At 73.8% G+C, this 17,663-nt stretch carries 11 protein-coding genes; 8 read left to right on the forward strand and 3 right to left on the reverse strand.

Going from position 1 to position 17,663, the window contains the following annotated elements; translation table 11 throughout:
* The 6 genes from infB to FVS66_RS09830 all read left to right on the forward strand — a co-directional run.
* On the forward strand, nucleotides 1-2,038 hold a 2,038-nt coding region (infB, locus tag FVS66_RS09805; protein ID WP_149180643.1), incomplete at its 5' end, for a translation initiation factor IF-2.
* Nucleotides 2,039-2,194: 156 nt separating this feature from the next.
* Complete coding sequence (locus FVS66_RS09810; RefSeq protein ID WP_149180644.1) at nucleotides 2,195-2,488, forward strand: DUF503 domain-containing protein; 294 nt, start codon at nucleotides 2,195-2,197, stop codon at nucleotides 2,486-2,488.
* A 27-nt stretch (nucleotides 2,489-2,515) separates the two neighbouring features.
* A complete protein-coding gene (rbfA, locus tag FVS66_RS09815) occupies nucleotides 2,516-2,989 on the forward strand; it encodes a 30S ribosome-binding factor RbfA (RefSeq protein ID WP_149180645.1) in 474 nt (157 codons plus the stop codon).
* Nucleotides 2,989-3,915, forward strand: a complete 927-nt coding sequence (truB, locus tag FVS66_RS09820; protein ID WP_149180646.1) for a tRNA pseudouridine(55) synthase TruB — start codon at nucleotides 2,989-2,991, stop codon at nucleotides 3,913-3,915. Before rbfA ends, truB begins: the two co-directional genes overlap by 1 nt.
* Before the next feature lie 307 nt (nucleotides 3,916-4,222).
* Complete coding sequence (locus tag FVS66_RS34900; RefSeq protein ID WP_187645460.1) at nucleotides 4,223-8,815, forward strand: trypsin-like peptidase domain-containing protein; 4,593 nt, start codon at nucleotides 4,223-4,225, stop codon at nucleotides 8,813-8,815.
* A gap of 58 nt (nucleotides 8,816-8,873) precedes the next feature.
* The gene (locus FVS66_RS09830; protein WP_149180647.1) at nucleotides 8,874-9,833 is read left to right on the forward strand and encodes a bifunctional riboflavin kinase/FAD synthetase; all 960 of its coding nucleotides are present in this window, start codon (nucleotides 8,874-8,876) and stop codon (nucleotides 9,831-9,833) included.
* An 83-nt stretch (nucleotides 9,834-9,916) separates the two neighbouring features.
* Here the strand turns inward: FVS66_RS09830 and FVS66_RS09835 are convergent, their stop codons facing one another.
* From FVS66_RS09835 to eccE, 3 genes are all read right to left on the reverse strand, one after another.
* Complete coding sequence (locus tag FVS66_RS09835; protein WP_149180648.1) at nucleotides 9,917-13,114, reverse strand: SCO5717 family growth-regulating ATPase; 3,198 nt, start codon at nucleotides 13,112-13,114, stop codon at nucleotides 9,917-9,919.
* Nucleotides 13,115-13,441: 327 nt separating this feature from the next.
* Nucleotides 13,442-14,155: a hypothetical protein gene (locus FVS66_RS09840; RefSeq protein ID WP_149180649.1), complete on the reverse strand. Its 714-nt coding sequence runs from the start codon at nucleotides 14,153-14,155 to the stop codon at nucleotides 13,442-13,444.
* A gap of 248 nt (nucleotides 14,156-14,403) precedes the next feature.
* Nucleotides 14,404-15,639, reverse strand: a complete 1,236-nt coding sequence (gene eccE, locus FVS66_RS09845; RefSeq protein ID WP_262386899.1) for a type VII secretion protein EccE — start codon at nucleotides 15,637-15,639, stop codon at nucleotides 14,404-14,406.
* On the opposite strand from eccE, the gene FVS66_RS35815 reads away from it, so the two are divergent.
* Nucleotides 15,605-15,823: a hypothetical protein gene (locus FVS66_RS35815; RefSeq protein WP_262386901.1), complete on the forward strand. Its 219-nt coding sequence runs from the start codon at nucleotides 15,605-15,607 to the stop codon at nucleotides 15,821-15,823. The genes eccE and FVS66_RS35815 overlap by 35 nt on opposite strands.
* 175 nt (nucleotides 15,824-15,998) lie before the next feature.
* A complete protein-coding gene (gene eccB / locus FVS66_RS09850; RefSeq protein WP_149180650.1) occupies nucleotides 15,999-17,543 on the forward strand; it encodes a type VII secretion protein EccB in 1,545 nt (514 codons plus the stop codon).
* Nucleotides 17,544-17,663 lie beyond the last annotated feature (120 nt).

A 17,663-nucleotide genomic window follows, 5' to 3' on the forward strand; every position in this document is an offset into this window, starting at 1 on the left:
CGGCCGTCCCGGCGGCGGTGGCGGCGGTCGTCCCGGCGGTCCCGGTGGCGGCGGCTTCGGCGGTCGTCCCGGCTTCGGTGGCCGTCCCGGCGGCCCCGGTGGCCGTGGTGGCACGCAGGGCGCCTTCGGCCGTCCCGGCGGTCCGGCCCGTCGTGGCCGTAAGTCGAAGCGGCAGAGGCGCCAGGAGTACGAGGCCATGCAGGCCCCGTCGGTCGGCGGCGTGATGCTGCCTCGCGGCAACGGCGAGACCGTTCGCCTGTCGCGCGGTGCGTCCCTCACCGACTTCGCGGAGAAGATCAACGCCAACCCGGCGTCGCTCGTCGCGGTCATGATGAACCTCGGCGAGATGGTCACGGCCACGCAGTCCGTCTCCGACGAGACGCTCCAGCTCCTCGGCGACGAGATGAACTACACGGTTCAGATCGTCTCCCCGGAGGAGGAGGACCGCGAGCTGCTCGAGTCCTTCGACCTGGAGTTCGGCGAGGACGAGGGCGGCGAGGACCACCTGGTCGCGCGTCCGCCGGTGGTGACCGTCATGGGTCACGTCGACCACGGTAAGACCCGACTGCTCGACGCGATCCGCAAGACCAACGTCGTCGCGGGCGAGGCCGGCGGTATCACGCAGCACATCGGCGCGTACCAGGTCTCGACCGAGGTCAACGACGAGGACCGCAAGATCACCTTCATCGACACCCCGGGTCACGAGGCGTTCACCGCCATGCGTGCCCGTGGTGCGAAGTCGACCGACATCGCGATCCTCGTGGTGGCGGCCAACGACGGTGTGATGCCCCAGACGATCGAGGCGCTCAACCACGCCAAGGCGGCCGACGTGCCGATCGTGGTCGCGGTCAACAAGATCGACGTCGAGGGCGCGGACCCGACCAAGGTCCGTGGCCAGCTGACCGAGTACGGCCTGGTGGCCGAGGAGTACGGCGGCGAGACGATGTTCGTCGACATCTCCGCCAAGCAGGGTCTGAACATCGACTCGCTGCTCGAGGCCGTGGTCCTCACCGCCGACGCCTCGCTCGACCTGCGGGCCAACCCCGACCAGGACGCGCAGGGCATCGCGATCGAGTCGCACCTCGACCGCGGCCGCGGTGCGGTCTCGACCGTCCTGGTCCAGCGCGGAACGCTGCGCATCGGCGACACCGTGGTGGTCGGCGACGCGTACGGCCGCGTCCGGGCGATGCTCGACGACAAGGGCAACAACGTCGAGGAGGCGGCGCCGTCGACTCCCGTCCTGGTGCTCGGTCTCACCAACGTCCCGGGTGCCGGCGACAACCTCCTGGTGGTCGACGAGGACCGCACGGCCCGCCAGATCGCCGAGAAGCGCGCCGCGCGTGAGCGCAACGCCGCCTTCGCCAAGCGCGTCCGCCGGGTGTCCCTCGAGGACCTCGACAAGGTGCTCAAGGCCGGTCAGATCCAGGAACTCAACCTCATCATCAAGGGCGACGCGTCCGGTTCGGTCGAGGCTCTCGAGTCCTCGCTGCTCCAGCTCGACGTCGGTGAAGAGGTCGACATCCGGGTCCTGCACCGCGGTGTGGGTGCGGTCACCGAGTCCGACATCGACCTGGCGATGGGCTCCGACGCCATCGTCATCGGCTTCAACGTCCGCGCGGCCGGCCGTGCCGCGCAGATGGCGGAGCGCGAGGGCGTCGACGTCCGCTACTACTCGGTGATCTACCAGGCCATCGAGGAGATCGAGGCGGCGCTCAAGGGCCTGCTCAAGCCGGAGTACGAAGAGGTCGAGCTCGGTACGGCGGAGATCCGCGAGGTCTTCCGCTCGTCCAAGCTGGGCAACATCGCGGGTGTCATCATCCGCTCCGGCGAGGTCAAGCGGAACACCAAGGCGCGCCTCGTCCGCGACGGCAAGGTCATCGCGGAGAACCTCAACATCGTGGGTCTGCGTCGCTTCAAGGACGACGTCACCGAGATCCGTGAAGGCTTCGAGGGCGGTATCAACCTCGGAAACTTCAACGACATCAAGGTCGACGACATCATCGCGACGTACGAGATGCGCGAGAAGCCGCGCGGCTGACCCAGCCGGCGCGACTGACGAGCGGAAGCCGGGGCCGGTCGGCGGAAGGATATTTCCGTCGATCGGCCCCGGCCGCTGCGTGTACGGTTCGGATGTCCCCGCCCGATGCAGGGCGGGGCCATCCGAACCCGAACCGGCGGGACATCCGGTCGATGCATGTATGTGGGGACACTGTCCTTCGATCTGCTCCTCGGCGACGTACGGTCGCTGAAGGAGAAGCGCTCCGTCGTCCGGCCGATCGTGGCCGAACTCCAGCGGAAGTTCGCGGTGAGTGTGGCGGAGACCGGCAACCAGAACCTCCATCGCAGGGCCGAGATCGGCATCGCGATGGTCTCCGGGGACGTCGGGCATCTCACGGGGGTACTGGACCGGTGTGAGCGCCTCGTCGCCGCCCGGCCCGAGGTGGAGCTGCTGTCCGTACGGCGGCGTATGCACACCGATGAAGAGTGAACGCAAGACGAAAGAGGAGACGGACCGGTGGCCGACAACGCGCGGGCCCGCAAGCTGGCCGATCGCATCCAGGTCGTGGTCGCGGAGACCCTGGATCGGCGAATCAAGGATCCGCGGCTGGGGTTCGTGACCATCACGGACGCCCGGGTCACCGGCGACCTGCGGGAGGCCACGGTCTTCTACACGGTCTACGGTGACGAGGAGGAGCGTGCCGCGTCCGCGGCCGCGCTGGAGTCCGCCAAGGGCATCCTGCGCTCCGAGGTCGGCAAGCAGACCGGTGTCCGCTTCACACCGACGCTGACGTTCGTCCCGGACGCCCTGCCCGACAACGCCCGCACCATCGACGCCCTTCTGGACAAGGCGCGGGCCAAGGACGCCGAAGTGCGGCAGGTGTCGACCGGCAAGACGTACGCCGGTGAGGCCGACCCGTACCGCAAGCCCGGCGAAGAGGACGCCGACGCCGACGAGGCGACCGCGGACGAGGACGGCGCCGGCGCCTGATGAGCAACACAGCACGTACTCCCCCGGCTACCGCTGGGAGGGGCCCACACGACGGCCTTGTCATCGTCGACAAGCCGTCGGGCTTCACTTCGCACGACGTCGTCGCCAAGATGCGCGGCATCGCCCGCACGCGCCGCGTCGGCCACGCGGGCACGCTCGACCCCATGGCGACGGGCGTCCTCGTCCTGGGCGTCGAGAAGGCCACGAAACTCCTCGGCCACCTCGCCCTGACCGAGAAGGAGTACCTCGGTACGATCCGGCTCGGCCAGACGACGATCACGGATGACGCCGAGGGCGAGGTCACCTCATCCACGGACGCGTCCGGGGTCGAGCGGGGGGCCGTCGACGCGGCGGTGGCCAAGCTGACCGGCGACATCATGCAGGTGCCGTCGAAGGTCAGCGCCATCAAGATCGACGGCAAGCGGTCGTACGCGCGGGTGCGCGGCGGCGAGGACTTCGACATCCCGGCCCGCCCGGTGACCGTCTCGCAGTTCACCGTCTACGACATGCGCGACGCGGTGGCCGAGGACGGCACACCGGTCGTCGACCTGGTCGTGTCGGTGGTCTGCTCGTCCGGCACGTACATCCGCGCCCTGGCGCGCGATGTCGGCGCCGACCTCGGTGTCGGCGGCCACCTGACGGCCCTGCGGCGCACCCGGGTGGGCCCGTACAAGCTGGACGCGGCCCGCACCCTGGACCAGCTCCAGGAGGACCTCACGGTCATGCCCATCGCGGAGGCCGCGGCCGCGGCGTTCCCCCGCTGGGACGTCGACGAACGCCGCGCGAAGCTGCTGCTGAACGGCGTCCGCATCGACATGCCCCCGTACGACACGGCCCCGGTCGCGGTCTTCGGCCCGGACAACCGCTTCCTGGCGCTGGTGGAGGAGCGCGGGGGAAGGGCGAAGAGCGTGGCGGTGTTCGGCTGAAGGGGCGGGTCGGCCTTGACGGCCTGCCTGCTCGGCCGGCCGCCGCCCCGCCCGGTGCCGCTGCTGGTCCTGCCTGCCTTGCTCGCCGGCGGGGCCGGGCCGTGGCGCTCGCTCTTACCGGGAGACCCACCGTGGAGCGGGCACGGGTGGCTGCCCGCTCCACGATCCCCCTCCTCCAGTCTCTATCCGCCCCAGGACCCGTATTCACCCACTTGGGCAGGCGCGCGGAGTGAATAGAGGGGGTACTCGGGGGCGCGTTCCAGTGGTGTCCTTCTCCTGTTGATCACGACGGACCTAACGTCGAGTCATGGGACGCGGGGACCGGGAGACACTGGTGCGGATCTGTGATCAGGCGGGCAGTTCACGGGGCACCGGCTTCGTCGCCGACGACCGCGGCACGGTCGTCACCAGCCATGAGACCGTCGACGGCCTCGAACGGGTCGTGGTCCGGGCGCCCGACGGGCGCACCTGCACAGCGGAGGCCGAAGCCGTCACCGCGCTGCCCGGCCAGGCACTCGCCCTGATCCACACCGAGGGCCTGGGAGTCCGCCCCCTGGCGATCGCCGACCGCGAGGCGGCCCCCGAGGCCGGAGCGTACGTCCGCGTCCACGCCCACGGCTGGCGCGAGGCACGCGTGCTCGGCACCGCGCGGGCCACCTACACCGCGACGGAGGGGCTCCACACGGTCGACGAGGCCCTGGAGCTGGCCATCGGCACGGACGGCAGCGAGGCGCTACGGCGGGGTGGGGAGGCCGCGGGAGGGCCCGTACTGGACGCCACAACGGGGACGGTGCTGGCGGTGCTGACCACCGCGCTGCACACGGACCACCGCGCGGCGGGGCTGGCGGTGCCGCTGGCGCGGGCGGCCGCGGGTGCCCCGGGCGTCGCCGAGGCGGGAGGCGGTGGCGGGGCGGCTGCCCGGGCCTCGGACGACGGCCGGGCTGTGGCCCCCGCCTCGGGCGGCTCCCTCGGAGTCGGGCACGCCTCGGACGGCGGCGCCCTGGCCGCGCTCCTCCGGCGGAACGCCGCCACGGTCCCGGCTCACGGCCCGGACCTCAATCTCGCCGGCACGCTGGAACTCACCAGGACCACGAGGCCACCCGTGAACGGCTCCGAGCCCGTCGCGCGGCTCGGGATCGCGCGGGAGCTCGACCGGTTCGTCGACGGTGACGGTGACGGGGCGGTCGCCGGCGCGGTGGTGTGCGGGCTCGTCGGGGCTCCGGGGAGCGGGCGTACGACCGAGCTGGGGGCGCTGGCCGATCGGCGGGGGAGTGGCGACGCGCCCGCGCCCACCGTGTGGCTGCGGGGAGCCGACCTGCGGCCAGGCGACGCGTCGGTGGGGGACGCGGTCGGGCGCGTGCTGGGGCGCGCAGGCCGGGTCGTCGCGGCCGCGGGCGGGGACTGGAGCGCCTACCCGGAGGCGCGGGACGGCGGGCTGGACGGCGTGGCGACGGGAGCCGCCCGGCTCGCGCGGGACGCCGGGCGACCCCTGGTCGTGCTGCTCGACGCGCCGGAGGAGATGCCACCGCCCCTCGCGCACCGGTTGCGCGAGTGGACCGCTGGAACGGTGCGGTGGCTGCGTACGCACGGGGTCCGGCTCGTCGTCGCGTGCCGCCCGGAGCACTGGGAGGTGGCCGGGGCCCTCTATCCGGAGGGCACGCTGTACCGCCCCGCCGAGCCCGCCGCGCCCGCCGCGCCCGCCGAGCCCGCTGAGCAGCTCCCCGACGCCGTGCCGATCGGCGACCTGTCCGCCGACGAGGCAGAGCTGGCCCGCCAGCGGTACGGGCTGCCGGAGCGGTCCATCGCGGCGGCCGACGCCCGCCATCCGCTGGCGCTGCGGCTGCTCGCCGAGGTGCGGGCCGCACTGCCCGGGGCGGTGCCGGGGCGTCCGGGGCGCGCCGATGTCTTCGCCGCCCACCTGGACCTGCTGTGTCTGCGCGTGGCGGCACGTATCGGAGCGGGGTGCCGGCCACCGCTGCCCGACCCGGCCGTGCGGCGGCTGGCGGCCCGCGTAGCCGGGCGCGCCCATGACGCGGCACGCCGCTGCCTGGTGCCCGGCCACGGCGAACTGGACCGGGAGGCTTTCGAGGAGCTGTTCCCGTGGGGTACCGGCTGGGCGTCCGCGGTGCTCACCGAGGGCCTGTTGGTCCCGGCGGGCGCCGGATACCGCTTTGCCCACGAGGAGTTCGCCGACTGGATCCAGGGCGCCCACATCGATGTCGACGCGGCACTGGAGGCCCTGGTCCAGGGGCGTGGGGGGAGCGGTGAACTCCCGGCCGCCCTGCCGTGCCGTGGCCCCGCCGAGCACCCGGAACACCTCGTCCCGGCGCAGCGCCCGGCTCCCGCCGCCCGCCCCGAGCACCTGGTCCCGGCCCAGCACCCCGCCCCGGCGGGCCCCGTGCCGCGCCACCGGATCGGCGCCGTGCTCCAGGCCCTGCTGCTCCTGGAGCGCGGCCACGGGACCGCGGCCCTGGCGCGGCGCCTGGAGCGGCTCGTGGGCACCGTGGCGGCGTCCTCGGAGGCCGCATGGTGGGGCGCCCGGCTCCTGCGCGAGGCTCTGCTGCGGGTGGCGGACGCCCGCCCGTACCTCGGCGTACTGCGCCTGCTGGCCGCCCGCGTCGCGGCCCGCCCGACGGCGACCGACCTCGACGAACACGGTCCCTGGTTCTGGGAGCACCTGCACCTCACCGAGGACGAACGCCTCGACCTCCTGCGCCGCCTCCTCCCGGCCGACGGCCCGCCGAACCCGCCGACCGCCCCCGACACGTCGGGCCGGGCGCCCGACCGGGGGAGTGCGCCCGGCCGACAGGTTGGCGCGGGGGCGCGTGGTGCCTCCAGCCCGGCCCGCTCATCGGGCGGCGCGGAGCCGACGGGCGAACCCGCCTCGTCCGGCAGTGCCCGGCCGACGTACGACCCCGGCTCGGGGACCACGTACGCCTTGCCGGGCGGCCACGGCTCGTCGGCCGACTCCGGCTGGAGGGGCCCGGGTTCGTCGGATGCTTCCGGTTCATGGAGCGCCGGTGCCCCCGGCCCGTCGAGCGCACGCCGCTCGCCGGGTGGCTCCGACGCGTCGCGTGCCCCGGCTCTGCCGGAGGGCGCGTGGGCGGCGGGTGGCCCTCCCTCGGAGAACGCGTCCGCCTTGTCGGGCGCCTCCGGTACGGCCGACGCCTCCGGTGCGGCCGGCGCCCCCGGTACGGCCGACGCCCCCGGCTTTGCGGGTGGTCCGGTGCCGGCCGGGGAGCCCGGCGGCCCTCGCCTGCCCTTGGAGGCTGGTTCCCCGGTGGCCGCCCGCTGGTCGGGCGGTCCCCGCTCGCCGAGGGCGTCGTGCGCGTCGTGCGCGTCGTGCGCGTCGGGCGGTCCTGGCTCCCCGGGCGCGGCCGACTCCTCGGAGGCAGCCCGTTCGCCGGACGCGTCCCGCGCGCCGGGCGGCCAGCAGCCGTCGGACGTGTCCCGGCTGTGCGATGACCCCGGGTGCTCCGGGGCGGTCGGCCTCTCCGGGGCCAGTCGCTCCTCGACCGGCCCCGGCGACCGGTCGCGGCCCCGCTACCTGGAGGCCGTCGTCCGGCGGCTGGTTGCCGATCCCCGGGGGGTACAGCCCCTGTTGTGCCGGTGGTTCGCCGACGAGCGGCCGCTTCCGGGCGAGGCCGGTGCGCGGGGGCGGCTGACCGTCGCCGGTGTCGCGCAGGCGCTGCTGCACGCCCACCGGGGGCCGGCCGTCGACGACCTGTGCGAGGTGCTCGTCACCACCGCCCACGCGCGTGCGGACGAGTTGCTCGGGGTCCTCGTGGACGACGAGCCGGGCGCGTTGTGCCGTGCGGTGGACCGGTGGGCGCACGACGACGCGCGGCCCACCCGGCGCGTGGCGGCGGCCACCTACGGGCGGCTCCTCGCCGAGCGCGTCAGCGGCGACGCCGACCGCGAGCTGCTCCGGTACGCCGCCCTCGCGCTCCTCGCCCGCCCCGGCGACCAGGCCCTCCACGGCGCCGCCCTCGCCATGCTCGTACGCGACCCGCACAGTCGCTCCAGGTACCTGCCGCGGGCCCTGGCCGCTTTCACGGCCGGTGACTGCGGACTGCCCGCCCGTACGTTCACCGCCGCGCTCACGACCCACCCCGAACCGGTCCTGGCCGCCTTTCACGCGCGGCTGCGCACCGGCGGCCTCGGTGCGGCCGCCGACGTACTGGACACCCTCGCCGACGTACGCACCCCGGCCCTCGCACGCCGCGCCGCCGCGCTGGTCCACGCCTACGTCGACCGTCACCCCGAGGGCGCCGCCCACGCCGCCGCGTACGTCGACCGGCGCCTGGAACAGGGCCCCGCCGCCCGCGCCGTACTGTTCCCGCTTGTCACCGACCTCCTGCGGGGCCACACCGTCGAGTTGCGCGGCGCCCTCGCGTCCGTCCTCGCGGCACCCGGCACAGGCGCGTCGCTGGCCCTGCGCGACGAACTCCTCGACGTACTCCTGGAGCACGAACAGCACGAGTGCCGCGACCTCGCCGTGCCGGACGTGCTCCTGCGGGCGGCCGCGCTCGGCGCGGCGGGGCGCCCGGAGGCACGCACCCGGGAGCTGGTCCTCCGCACGGGCCACCTGCTCATCCGTACACCCGAGGGCGCCACGTGCTTCGACCGGCGGCTGGCAGAGCTCGCGCGTGACGTGCCCGGTTTCGCCGTCCTGGTGAGCGGTTGGCTGGCCGGGGACCCGCAGCGGTGGGCGGCCGTCGTCGGCCCCAGCACACGCCGTACGGTCGAGCGGCTCGCCGCGCCCGGAACCGACCCCGGACCCGACGCCGGAACCGACCCCGGAACCGAGGCGGAGACCGGGGCTGTGGCCGTACCGGCACTGACTGCTATGCCGATGAGGGCCGAACCACGCGGGCATGGCACCCTTAGACCTGCGTAATCGGTCATTCGGTCATGACGTACTGACGTACACGGGTTCGGGCGAGGAGCGGGTCACAGTGCAGCGCTGGCGAGGCTTGGAGGAGATTCCCCAGGACTGGGGGCGCAGCGTCGTCACCATCGGGTCCTACGACGGGGTCCACCGCGGGCACCAGCTGATCATCGGCCGGGCTGTGGAGCGGGCCCGCGAGCTGGGCGTTCCGGCCGTCGTCGTCACGTTCGACCCGCATCCCTCTGAGGTCGTCCGCCCCGGCAGCCACCCGCCGCTGCTCGCGCCGCACCACCGGCGCGCCGAGCTGATGGCGGAGCTGGGCGTCGACGCGGTGCTGATCCTGCCCTTCACCGCCGAGTTCTCGAAGCTGTCCCCGGCGGACTTCATCGTGAAGGTCCTCGTCGACAAGCTCCACGCGCGCGTGGTCGTGGAGGGGCCGAACTTCCGTTTCGGCCACCGTGCCGCCGGAAACGTCGACTACCTCGCCGAGCTGGGCGCGACGTACGACTACGAGGTCGAGGTCGTCGACCTGTACGTGACGGGTGAGGCGGGCGGCGGGCAGCCGTTCTCCTCCACGCTGACCCGGCGCCTGGTCGCCGAGGGCGACGTCGCGGGTGCCGCCGAGATCCTCGGCCGCCCGCACCGCGTCGAGGGCATCGTCGTACGGGGTGCGCAGCGCGGCCGCGAACTCGGCTACCCAACGGCGAATGTGGAGACGCTCCCGCACACCGCCACCCCGGCCGACGGCGTGTACGCGGGCTGGCTCACCGCGGCCGGCGAGCGGATGCCGGCCGCTGTCTCGGTCGGTACGAACCCGCAGTTCGACGGGACGGAGCGGACGGTCGAGGCGTACGCGATCGACCGCGTCGGGCTCGACCTGTACGGACTGCACGTGGCCGTGGACTTCCTCGCGTATGTGCGGGGCCAGAAGAAGTTCGTCTCGATCGAGGCGCTGCTGCAGGCGATCGCCGACGACGTGAAGCGCTGCCGGGACCTGACCGAGGCGTACGACACGCAGGAGCGGTAGGCGACCGGAGTAACGGAGGAGGGCCCGCACCGACGGTGCGGGCCCTCCTTTCTGTCCGGCCGGCGACTTCCGGGCTGCGACCGCTACTGCTGGGGCGGGGCCTGCGGGGCCTGCGGCTGCTGCTGGGGCCAACCCTGGGGCGGCACGGGCGCGTTGGGGTCCGGCTGCTGCTGCCCGGGGTGGCCGGGCTGCCCCGGCTGCTGCCCCTGCTGGGCAGGCGGGCCCGCCGGGGGCTGCTGCGGCCACCCCTGCGGGGGTACGCCGGGCTGGCCGGGGGCGGGAGGCTGCGGCGCGTACTGCTGGTGGCCGGGGGCCGGCTGACCCGGTACGGGCGGCTGACCGCCGTACGGCGGCTGGGCGGCGTACGGCTGACCGGGCGGGGCCTGACCGGGGAAGGGCTGCCCCGGCATGGGCTGGCCCGGAGCGGCCTGACCGGGCATCGGCTGCCCCGGAGCGGCCTGCCCCGGCATAGGCTGCCCCGGCATGGGCTGGGCTGCGGGTGCCTGGCCCGGCATGGGCTGGCCCGGCATAGGCTGGCCGGGCATCGGCTGTCCCGGCTGTCCCGGCATCGGGGGCGCCATCTGCGGGGGCATGCTGCCCTGGTCCCCGGTCCACAGCCCCTGCGCCTGCTGCGCCCGGGCGAAATCCTCGGCGATCATGGCGGCGAGGTTGAAGTACGCCTCCCGCGTCTTCGGCCGCATCATGTCGAGGTCGACCTCGGCGCCCGCCGCCAGATGCTCGTCGAACGGCACGACGACAACACCACGGCAGCGCGTCTCGAAGTGCTGGACGATGTCCTCGACCTTGATCATCTTGCCGGTCTCGCGCACACCCGAGATCACCGTGATGGACCGCTGGACCAGTTCCGCGTAGCCGTGCGCGGAGAGCCAGTCGAGCGTCGTCGACGCGCTCGACGCGCCGTCCACGGACGGCGTGGAGATGATGATCAGCTGGTCGGCGAGGTCCAGCACGCCGCGCATGGCGCTGTACAGCAGGCCCGTGCCGGAGTCGGTCAGGATGACCGGGTACTGGCGGCCGAGCACGTCGATGGCACGCCGGTAGTCGGCGTCGTTGAACGTCGTCGAGACGGCCGGGTCGACGTCGTTGGCGATGATCTCCAGACCGGACGGCGCCTGCGACGTGAACCGGCGGATGTCCATGTACGAGTTGAGGTACGGGATCGCCTGGACGAGGTCGCGGATGGTGGCGCCGGTCTCGCGCCGCACGCGGCGGCCGAGCGTGCCGGCGTCCGGGTTGGCGTCGATCGCGAGGATCTTGTCCTGCCGCTCGCTGGCGAGGGTGGCGCCGAGCGCGGTCGTCGTCGTGGTCTTGCCGACGCCGCCCTTGAGGGAGATGACGGCGATCCGGTAGCAGGACAGGACCGGCGTGCGGATCAGATGGAGCTTGCGCTGCCGCTCGGCCTCCTCCTTCTTGCCGCCGAGCTTGAAGCGGGAACCGGCGGAGGGGTTGCGGCTGCTCTTGGGCTTCTGCTTGGCGTTGCGGAGAAGCCGGTCGGAGGAGAGCTCGACGGCCGCGGTGTACCCGAGCGGCGCGCCCGGCACGGACGGCTCGCGCTGATCGTGCGTCACGGCGGAGGGCCAGGCGGCGCCGGTACGCGGATCGGCGCCAGGCGCGGGGGCCGGGGCATGGGGTTCGTACTGGGCCTGGGCTGCCTGGGCGTTGGGCTGCGGGAAGCCGTAGCCGCCCTGGGGCTGGCCGGGCTGGCCGGGCTGGGCGCCGGGCTGGGCGGGGGCGCCCTGGGCCGGGCCCGCAGGGGCCTGCTGGTTGGGGAACCCGTACCCGCCCTGCGGCTGGCCGGGCTGGGCGCCGGGCTGGTACTGGGCCTGGGCTGCCTGGGCGTTGGGCTGCGGGAAGCCGTAGCCGCTCTGCGGCCGACCGGGCTGACCGGGCGCGGCCGGTGCGGGCGCAGGGGCCTGCGGGTGCGGGAAGCCGTAACCGCCTTGCGGCAGGCCGGGCTGCGCGGCGGGGGTGCCCTCGGCGGGCGTCGGAGCCGCGGCCTGCTGGTGCGGGAACCCGTACCCGCCCTGCGGCGTGGGCGAGTCGACGGCGGGCGGCTGCGGCGCACCCGGTGCGGGCGCCGCGGGTGTGTGCCCCGGCCACGCGGGTGCGGGGGCAGGCGGGGCCGACTGGTCGGCGCTCGGCGCCGGTACGGGCCACTGCGACGCCCCCGTGGGCGCGGCCGGCTGGAACGCGGGCGGCAGCGGCGGCAGCCCGGGCACTCCGGGCGTACCGCCCTGGGCGTCCGGCTGCGGCGGCTGAGGCGCCCACGGCTGCGCGGGCTGCGCGGCGGCCGGAGCGGCGTCCTGCGGGGCGGCGGCGGCGCCGTCGGGCGCGGCGCTCTGCTGGGCGGGAACGTGGGGCGCGGAGTCCTGCGGCGTAGGTACGGCATCCGACACAGCGGCGTCACCCGACGGCTCAGCGGCCTCGGGCGCTTCGTCGCGGTGACCGTCACGGTCGGCATCACCGGAGTCGACGGCGGACGCCACGACGCCGACGCCTTCGCCCTCGGCGCCCGCGTCGTCGCCCGGGGACGGGTCGCCCGCCGACAGGTCGGCGCCCGACCCGTCCCCGGACGCCTCGTCCGCGTCGGCGCCTTCTGGCGTAGCAGCGTCATCCTCCGCCGTACCGCCGCCCTCGGCGTCACCCTCCGCGCGATGCGCCTGCTCGGCGCGGTCCGCCCGCTCGGCCATCTCGCGCTTCAGCGCGGCGGGGGAGAATCGCATCGTGGCACCGCTCTCGATGTCCCCGCCGCCGAACGGCGCGGCGGGCACGGGAGCGGGCTCGGCGGCAGGCGGCGCGGGGGGCCCGGCCGCGGCAACGGCGGGTTCAGCGGCAGCGGGCTCTCCGACAGGCGGCGCGGGCGGGGCAGGCGGCGCGGGAGCCGCGACAGGCACGACAGGTGCAGCAGGCGCCACCGGCGGCCCCGGGGGCGTCGCCGGCTGCGCGGCCACCGCCGGCGTCTCAGGAGCCTCCGGAGCGACAATCGGCGGGGGCGGCGTCGGGTTCGGCTGAAAACCGCCGCTCTGGGGCAGCCCCGGAACGGCGATCGGCTGCCCGCTCGGCGGCGGGGGCGGCGGCGTCGCGCCGCCCGCCGAAGCATCCGAACCCCCGGCGCCGCCCCCGGCGTTCTGCGTGTACCAGGCCGGCGGGGTGTAGTCGATGGTGAACTCACCCGTCATCTCGGCGGCGTCCACGTCGGACTGATCGTCGACGGGAGGAGCGTTCCATCCCCTGTGGATCTCGTCCCGATCGCCGTTCACTTTGCCTCCTGGTGTGGTCGAGCACCCTTGTGCCCTCATGGGTGTGGGCGACCGTTCCTGTCGTTCGTCCAGCCGGCCGACTTCCCCGGATGTCCCGCAGGACCGCGGTGGGGGCAGAGGCCGACCCGTCCCACCCTAATCGCCGACCGCACCCCTGCGTCAGGCCCGTCGAACCGCCACCGGCCGACTCAGGAGGCCACGGCTGCCCTCGCTCACCCTCATGTGACCTGGCGGCGCCTGAGAGTGACGAACGAAGGCAAATGAAACCATCAAATCCATACCGGCGACCATGCGTTCGCGGGTCCCCAGCCGAGATACGTCGGCCCGTCAGTCCATCCGGCGAGCGGCGCCCAGCAACCCCGTCTCGGCGTCGGTCGCCTGAGTCATCACGAACCGCCGGTCGTGACCGGAGCACCACAGCGTGACGCCGTCGGAGAGGGTGGACAGCGTCTCCGCCTCGGCCCGCGGCAGGGCCAGGATCCGTCCGATCTGGGCCGCCTCGTCCGGTGACACCCGCTGGACGCCCACGAGCCCGGATTTCTCCATCAGCCGGGGCGCGACCGGGCTCAGGTACGGCAGCAGGGTGATGACCGACTGCCAAGGCCCGGCGACCACTCGGCCGCGCGGCGGCCGCATGCCGCAGTCCCGGACGATGACCACCGGGCTGCCGGCCGACGCACCCTGGGGAGGGACGCGCCCGACGTCGTGCAGCGTGATACAGGCCTGGCCGCCCCCGGCCGCCTGCGCGAGCGCGGTCCACGCCGGTGCCCGGCCGGTCTCCACGGCGACCCGTGCCCCCGTCGCGGCGGCTCTCAGCGCCATCACTTGGGCCGTCCACAGGCCGCCGATCAGCGTGATGTCGTACGGCGTCGGCCGGTTGACGCCCAGCACGGCGGGCCGCCCCTCGGCGTCCACACCGATCACCATGCCGTCGTCACCGACGGGAAGCCCCAATGACCCCAGGCGATCCAGGGAGAGAGCGTGACGGTCGCGGCGGGGACCGATAAGGCCGAACCCGATACGAGGCAGTCCGCCCCGCACCCCTCGGCCACGTCGCTCGCCCTGCCTGGCACGGCGGTGGCCACCGGAGGCAGTCCTGCCCGCAGCACCGGCGCGCCGGCGACCGCCCCCGGGAACCGTGCCGGGTGAAGACGACGGAGCACCGCCGACAGGACCGCTCACCAGACCACCCACCACACCGGGGCCAGGCGCCGCCGAGGGACCGCCGACCGAGCCGGTTGCCGCACCGACGACGGACGACGACCCCGAACCGGAAAGCTGAGTTGACATCAGCGAGCACCCCCGAGCGGAAGAGTGGCGAGCATCGCGGGCAGCTGCTCACGGTCGAGCCGGACCAGCCCGGTCTTCACACCGCGCGCGGCCCGCTCCAGTGCGTGGCGCCCCGTCACGAGCTCCTCGTCGCTGCGCCCGGTGATCCTCAGGTACCCGGTCACCGAGACCTCCTGCCGGTCGCCGGCGCTGAGCGTGAGGCTGAACGTCGAGGCGAGCGCGGGTATGGATGTGAGCAACGCCACCAGCTGCGGCAGTGAGGAACCGCCCGGCCCGAACTGAGGCCAGCGCCCCACCCAGTACGTGGTGTGGCGGCGGTCGTCGCAGCGCCAGGTGCGGGACGTCTCCTTGGTGCGGCGGCTGGGCGTCTGGGCCCGGCCCGCCTGCGCGAGGGCAAGCGGGTTGGCGCACGTCGAGGTCGCCAGGGCCGACGTCAGCTCCTGCTCGGTGAGTACGGTCGCCCGGAACCCGGCGCCGGCGAGACGGCTCGCCAGCTGGTCCGCGGCCCGAAGCACGGACTTCTGGGCGCCCTCCAACCCGCCCCCTCGCGCCGCCACGGCTTCCGCGCACAGCTCGGGGTCGAGCTTCAGCGCGATCCAGGTGATCCGTACCGCGGGAGAGCCCGTCTGCGCCTGCAGCGGGCCGTAGTTGCGGGCGGCCATGGACTGCTGCGGCAGGTGCGGGGCGGGCGCGGGCTGGGTGTGCTGGACGATCTGCGCCGACTCCAGGCATATGCCGTCCACCTCCAGCACGTCCCGTATCAGCCCCAGCGGCAGGGGTCGCTCCGTGCGGTCCAGGCGCAGCGCGGTCGCGTCCGACTCGACCTGTAGGACGACCGTGAGGAACGTGCCGTCGCCGATCATCCCCACCGGTCGCCGGTCCCGGTTGCTGTAGGTGTAGGTGCGGAGGGAGGGGTCGCACTCCACGACGGGCGCCAGGCCCGGCTCCGTACCGGGCGGAACGGCCAGTGACGCGGCCCGACGGGTCCGGGCACGCAGCGCGAACACCGTGGACAGCCACTCCGGCAGGGACCGTCGGTGCCGGCGTACCACCGCCAACAGCACCAGCAGCGCGGCCCCGATACCGGCCGGGACCAGGAGCAGCGGATCGACCACCCATGCCACCAGCAGCAGCGCCGCCGCCAGCTCGACCAGCACGAGTTGTCGCAGTCGAAACGCCCCCAGGTGCCCAGGGCGGCTCTTGAGGCGTGGCGCGCCGCCCGAGGCGGAGGACACACGGGACCGGGACGGCTCCGAAGCCGTCGTGGTGGCGGCCGTGTTCCGGGTCGTGGCCCCGGCGGTCGCGGGCGCCGCGGGCCGCGTCCGTGTCGCGGAAGCCATCATGGAGATCCCCCGATTCATCCCGATCAGCCTGGCCTGCCAGGGCATTGGCGGCTGGATCACCCTACCCGCCCCGTAGCGGTGTTCCGACAACAGGCATAGTAGGGGGCCGGTCCGACAACGCGGCCCCGGGTGCCACGCTCACCCAACGCATGAGGAACACCCGCGCAGCAGCGGGGGATCCGCGGGAAAGCGGGACGCTCACGGGAAGCGGAACATCGGACCCGCAGACGGCCTTTCGAAGACGGGGACCCATGGCATCACGGCGGGATGAGCTCAACGCATATACCTTTGCGAAGAAACGCACGGTAGCCGCATTCCTCCAACCCACGCCCACCGGTACGGAGGAGGGTGCGCCGAGGCCGCTGCGGGCCGTACTGCCCGGTATGGTCGTCGGCGCTCTGATCCTGGCAGGCTTCGGCGCGTGGGGCATGTTCAAGCCCAAGGCCCCCAAGGACTGGGCCGAGCCGGGCACCAAGGTGATCATCGGCAAGCAGTCCACGACCCGTTACGTGGTCCTGAAGACCGGCAAGGACGAGAAGACGCTGCTGCACCCGGTGCTGAACCTGGCGTCCGCCCGACTGCTGCTCAACCCGGACAAGTTCGACGTCATCCAGGTCAGTGACGACATACTCGACGCGGGCAAGCCCCCGCGGGGCCCCATCCTCGGCATCCCGTACGCCCCCGACCGCCTGCCCAGCGACACCGAGGCCGCCAAGGCGAAGCGGTGGGCGTTGTGCGTGCAGCCCGGCGGCGGCAAGGGGTCCAGCGTCCAGAAGGCCACCTTCGTCCTCGCCGACCGCGACTTCCACCGCACCGACGGCAAGGAACGGCTCAAGGGCGGCGAAGTCCTCTACGTCCAGGGGCAGAAGGGCGCCCGCTTCCTCGTCGACGCGAGCGGCACCAAGTACCAGGTGCGCGGCGGCGAGACCGACGCCACCGTCCTGACCCGCGCGCTCGTCGGTAGCGAGGAGCCGCAGCCCGTCACCGACGACTGGCTGGCCACGCTCCACGAGGGAAGCCCCGTCGAATTCCCGGTGATCCCGGGCACGGTCGGCGCACCCGCCGACGTCGGCGGGGGGCTCAGCCGGAAGCAGGACCGGGTCGGCATGGTTCTGCGAGCCGAGACCGGCTCGGGCCCACAGCACTACGTCGTCCTCCGGGGCAAGGTGCAGCCGGTCTCCGACTTCACCGCCTGGCTGCTGATCAACTCACCGCAGACCGACCGGCTCGACATGGCCGGCAAGGCGTCCGACGTCGACAACGCGTCCTTCCGCCCCGAGCCCACGATGTTCGGCGCGGAGCACCGCTGGCCTTCCCAGCGGGCCGTACAGGTCAACTCCACCAGCGGCGACAGCGCCCGCGACACGGTGTGCAGCGTACTGCGCAAGGTCGACGACAAGGGCCGCACCACGCTCTCCACCTGGGCGGGCACGAGGTACCCGGCGGACATCACGGTCGGCGGCGGCAGTACATATGTCACGCCCGGCACCGGCCTGCTCTACACCCAGATCCAGGGCAACCAGACCAAGCCCGACGGCTCCCTGTTCCTGGTCACGGACACCGGACTGCGCTACGCGGTCCAGTCGAACGGCGACAGCGACGCCAAGCGTTCGGACATCGGTGCCGGTGACCGGGCTTCACAGCCGTCGGACGGTCGACCGGAGCCCAGCCAGGCACAGAAGCGTCTGGGCTACGAGAAGGTCACCCCGTCCCTCGTTCCGATCACCTGGTCGGAGTTCCTGTCGAAGGGGCCGCGGCTGGACACCAACAGCGCGCGCCAGCCGCAGGGTTCGTAGGGGGGCGACGGATGCGCAAGGCAGCGACGCTGCTGGCCACGACAACGGCTCTGACGGCCTTCATCCTCCCACCACCCGCATCGGCGACCACGGTGACCGAGGTGGCGGAGGCGGCTGAGG

This window comes from Streptomyces sp. TRM49041, assembly GCF_008271805.1.
In the GTDB taxonomy this organism is placed as follows: domain Bacteria; phylum Actinomycetota; class Actinomycetes; order Streptomycetales; family Streptomycetaceae; genus Streptomyces.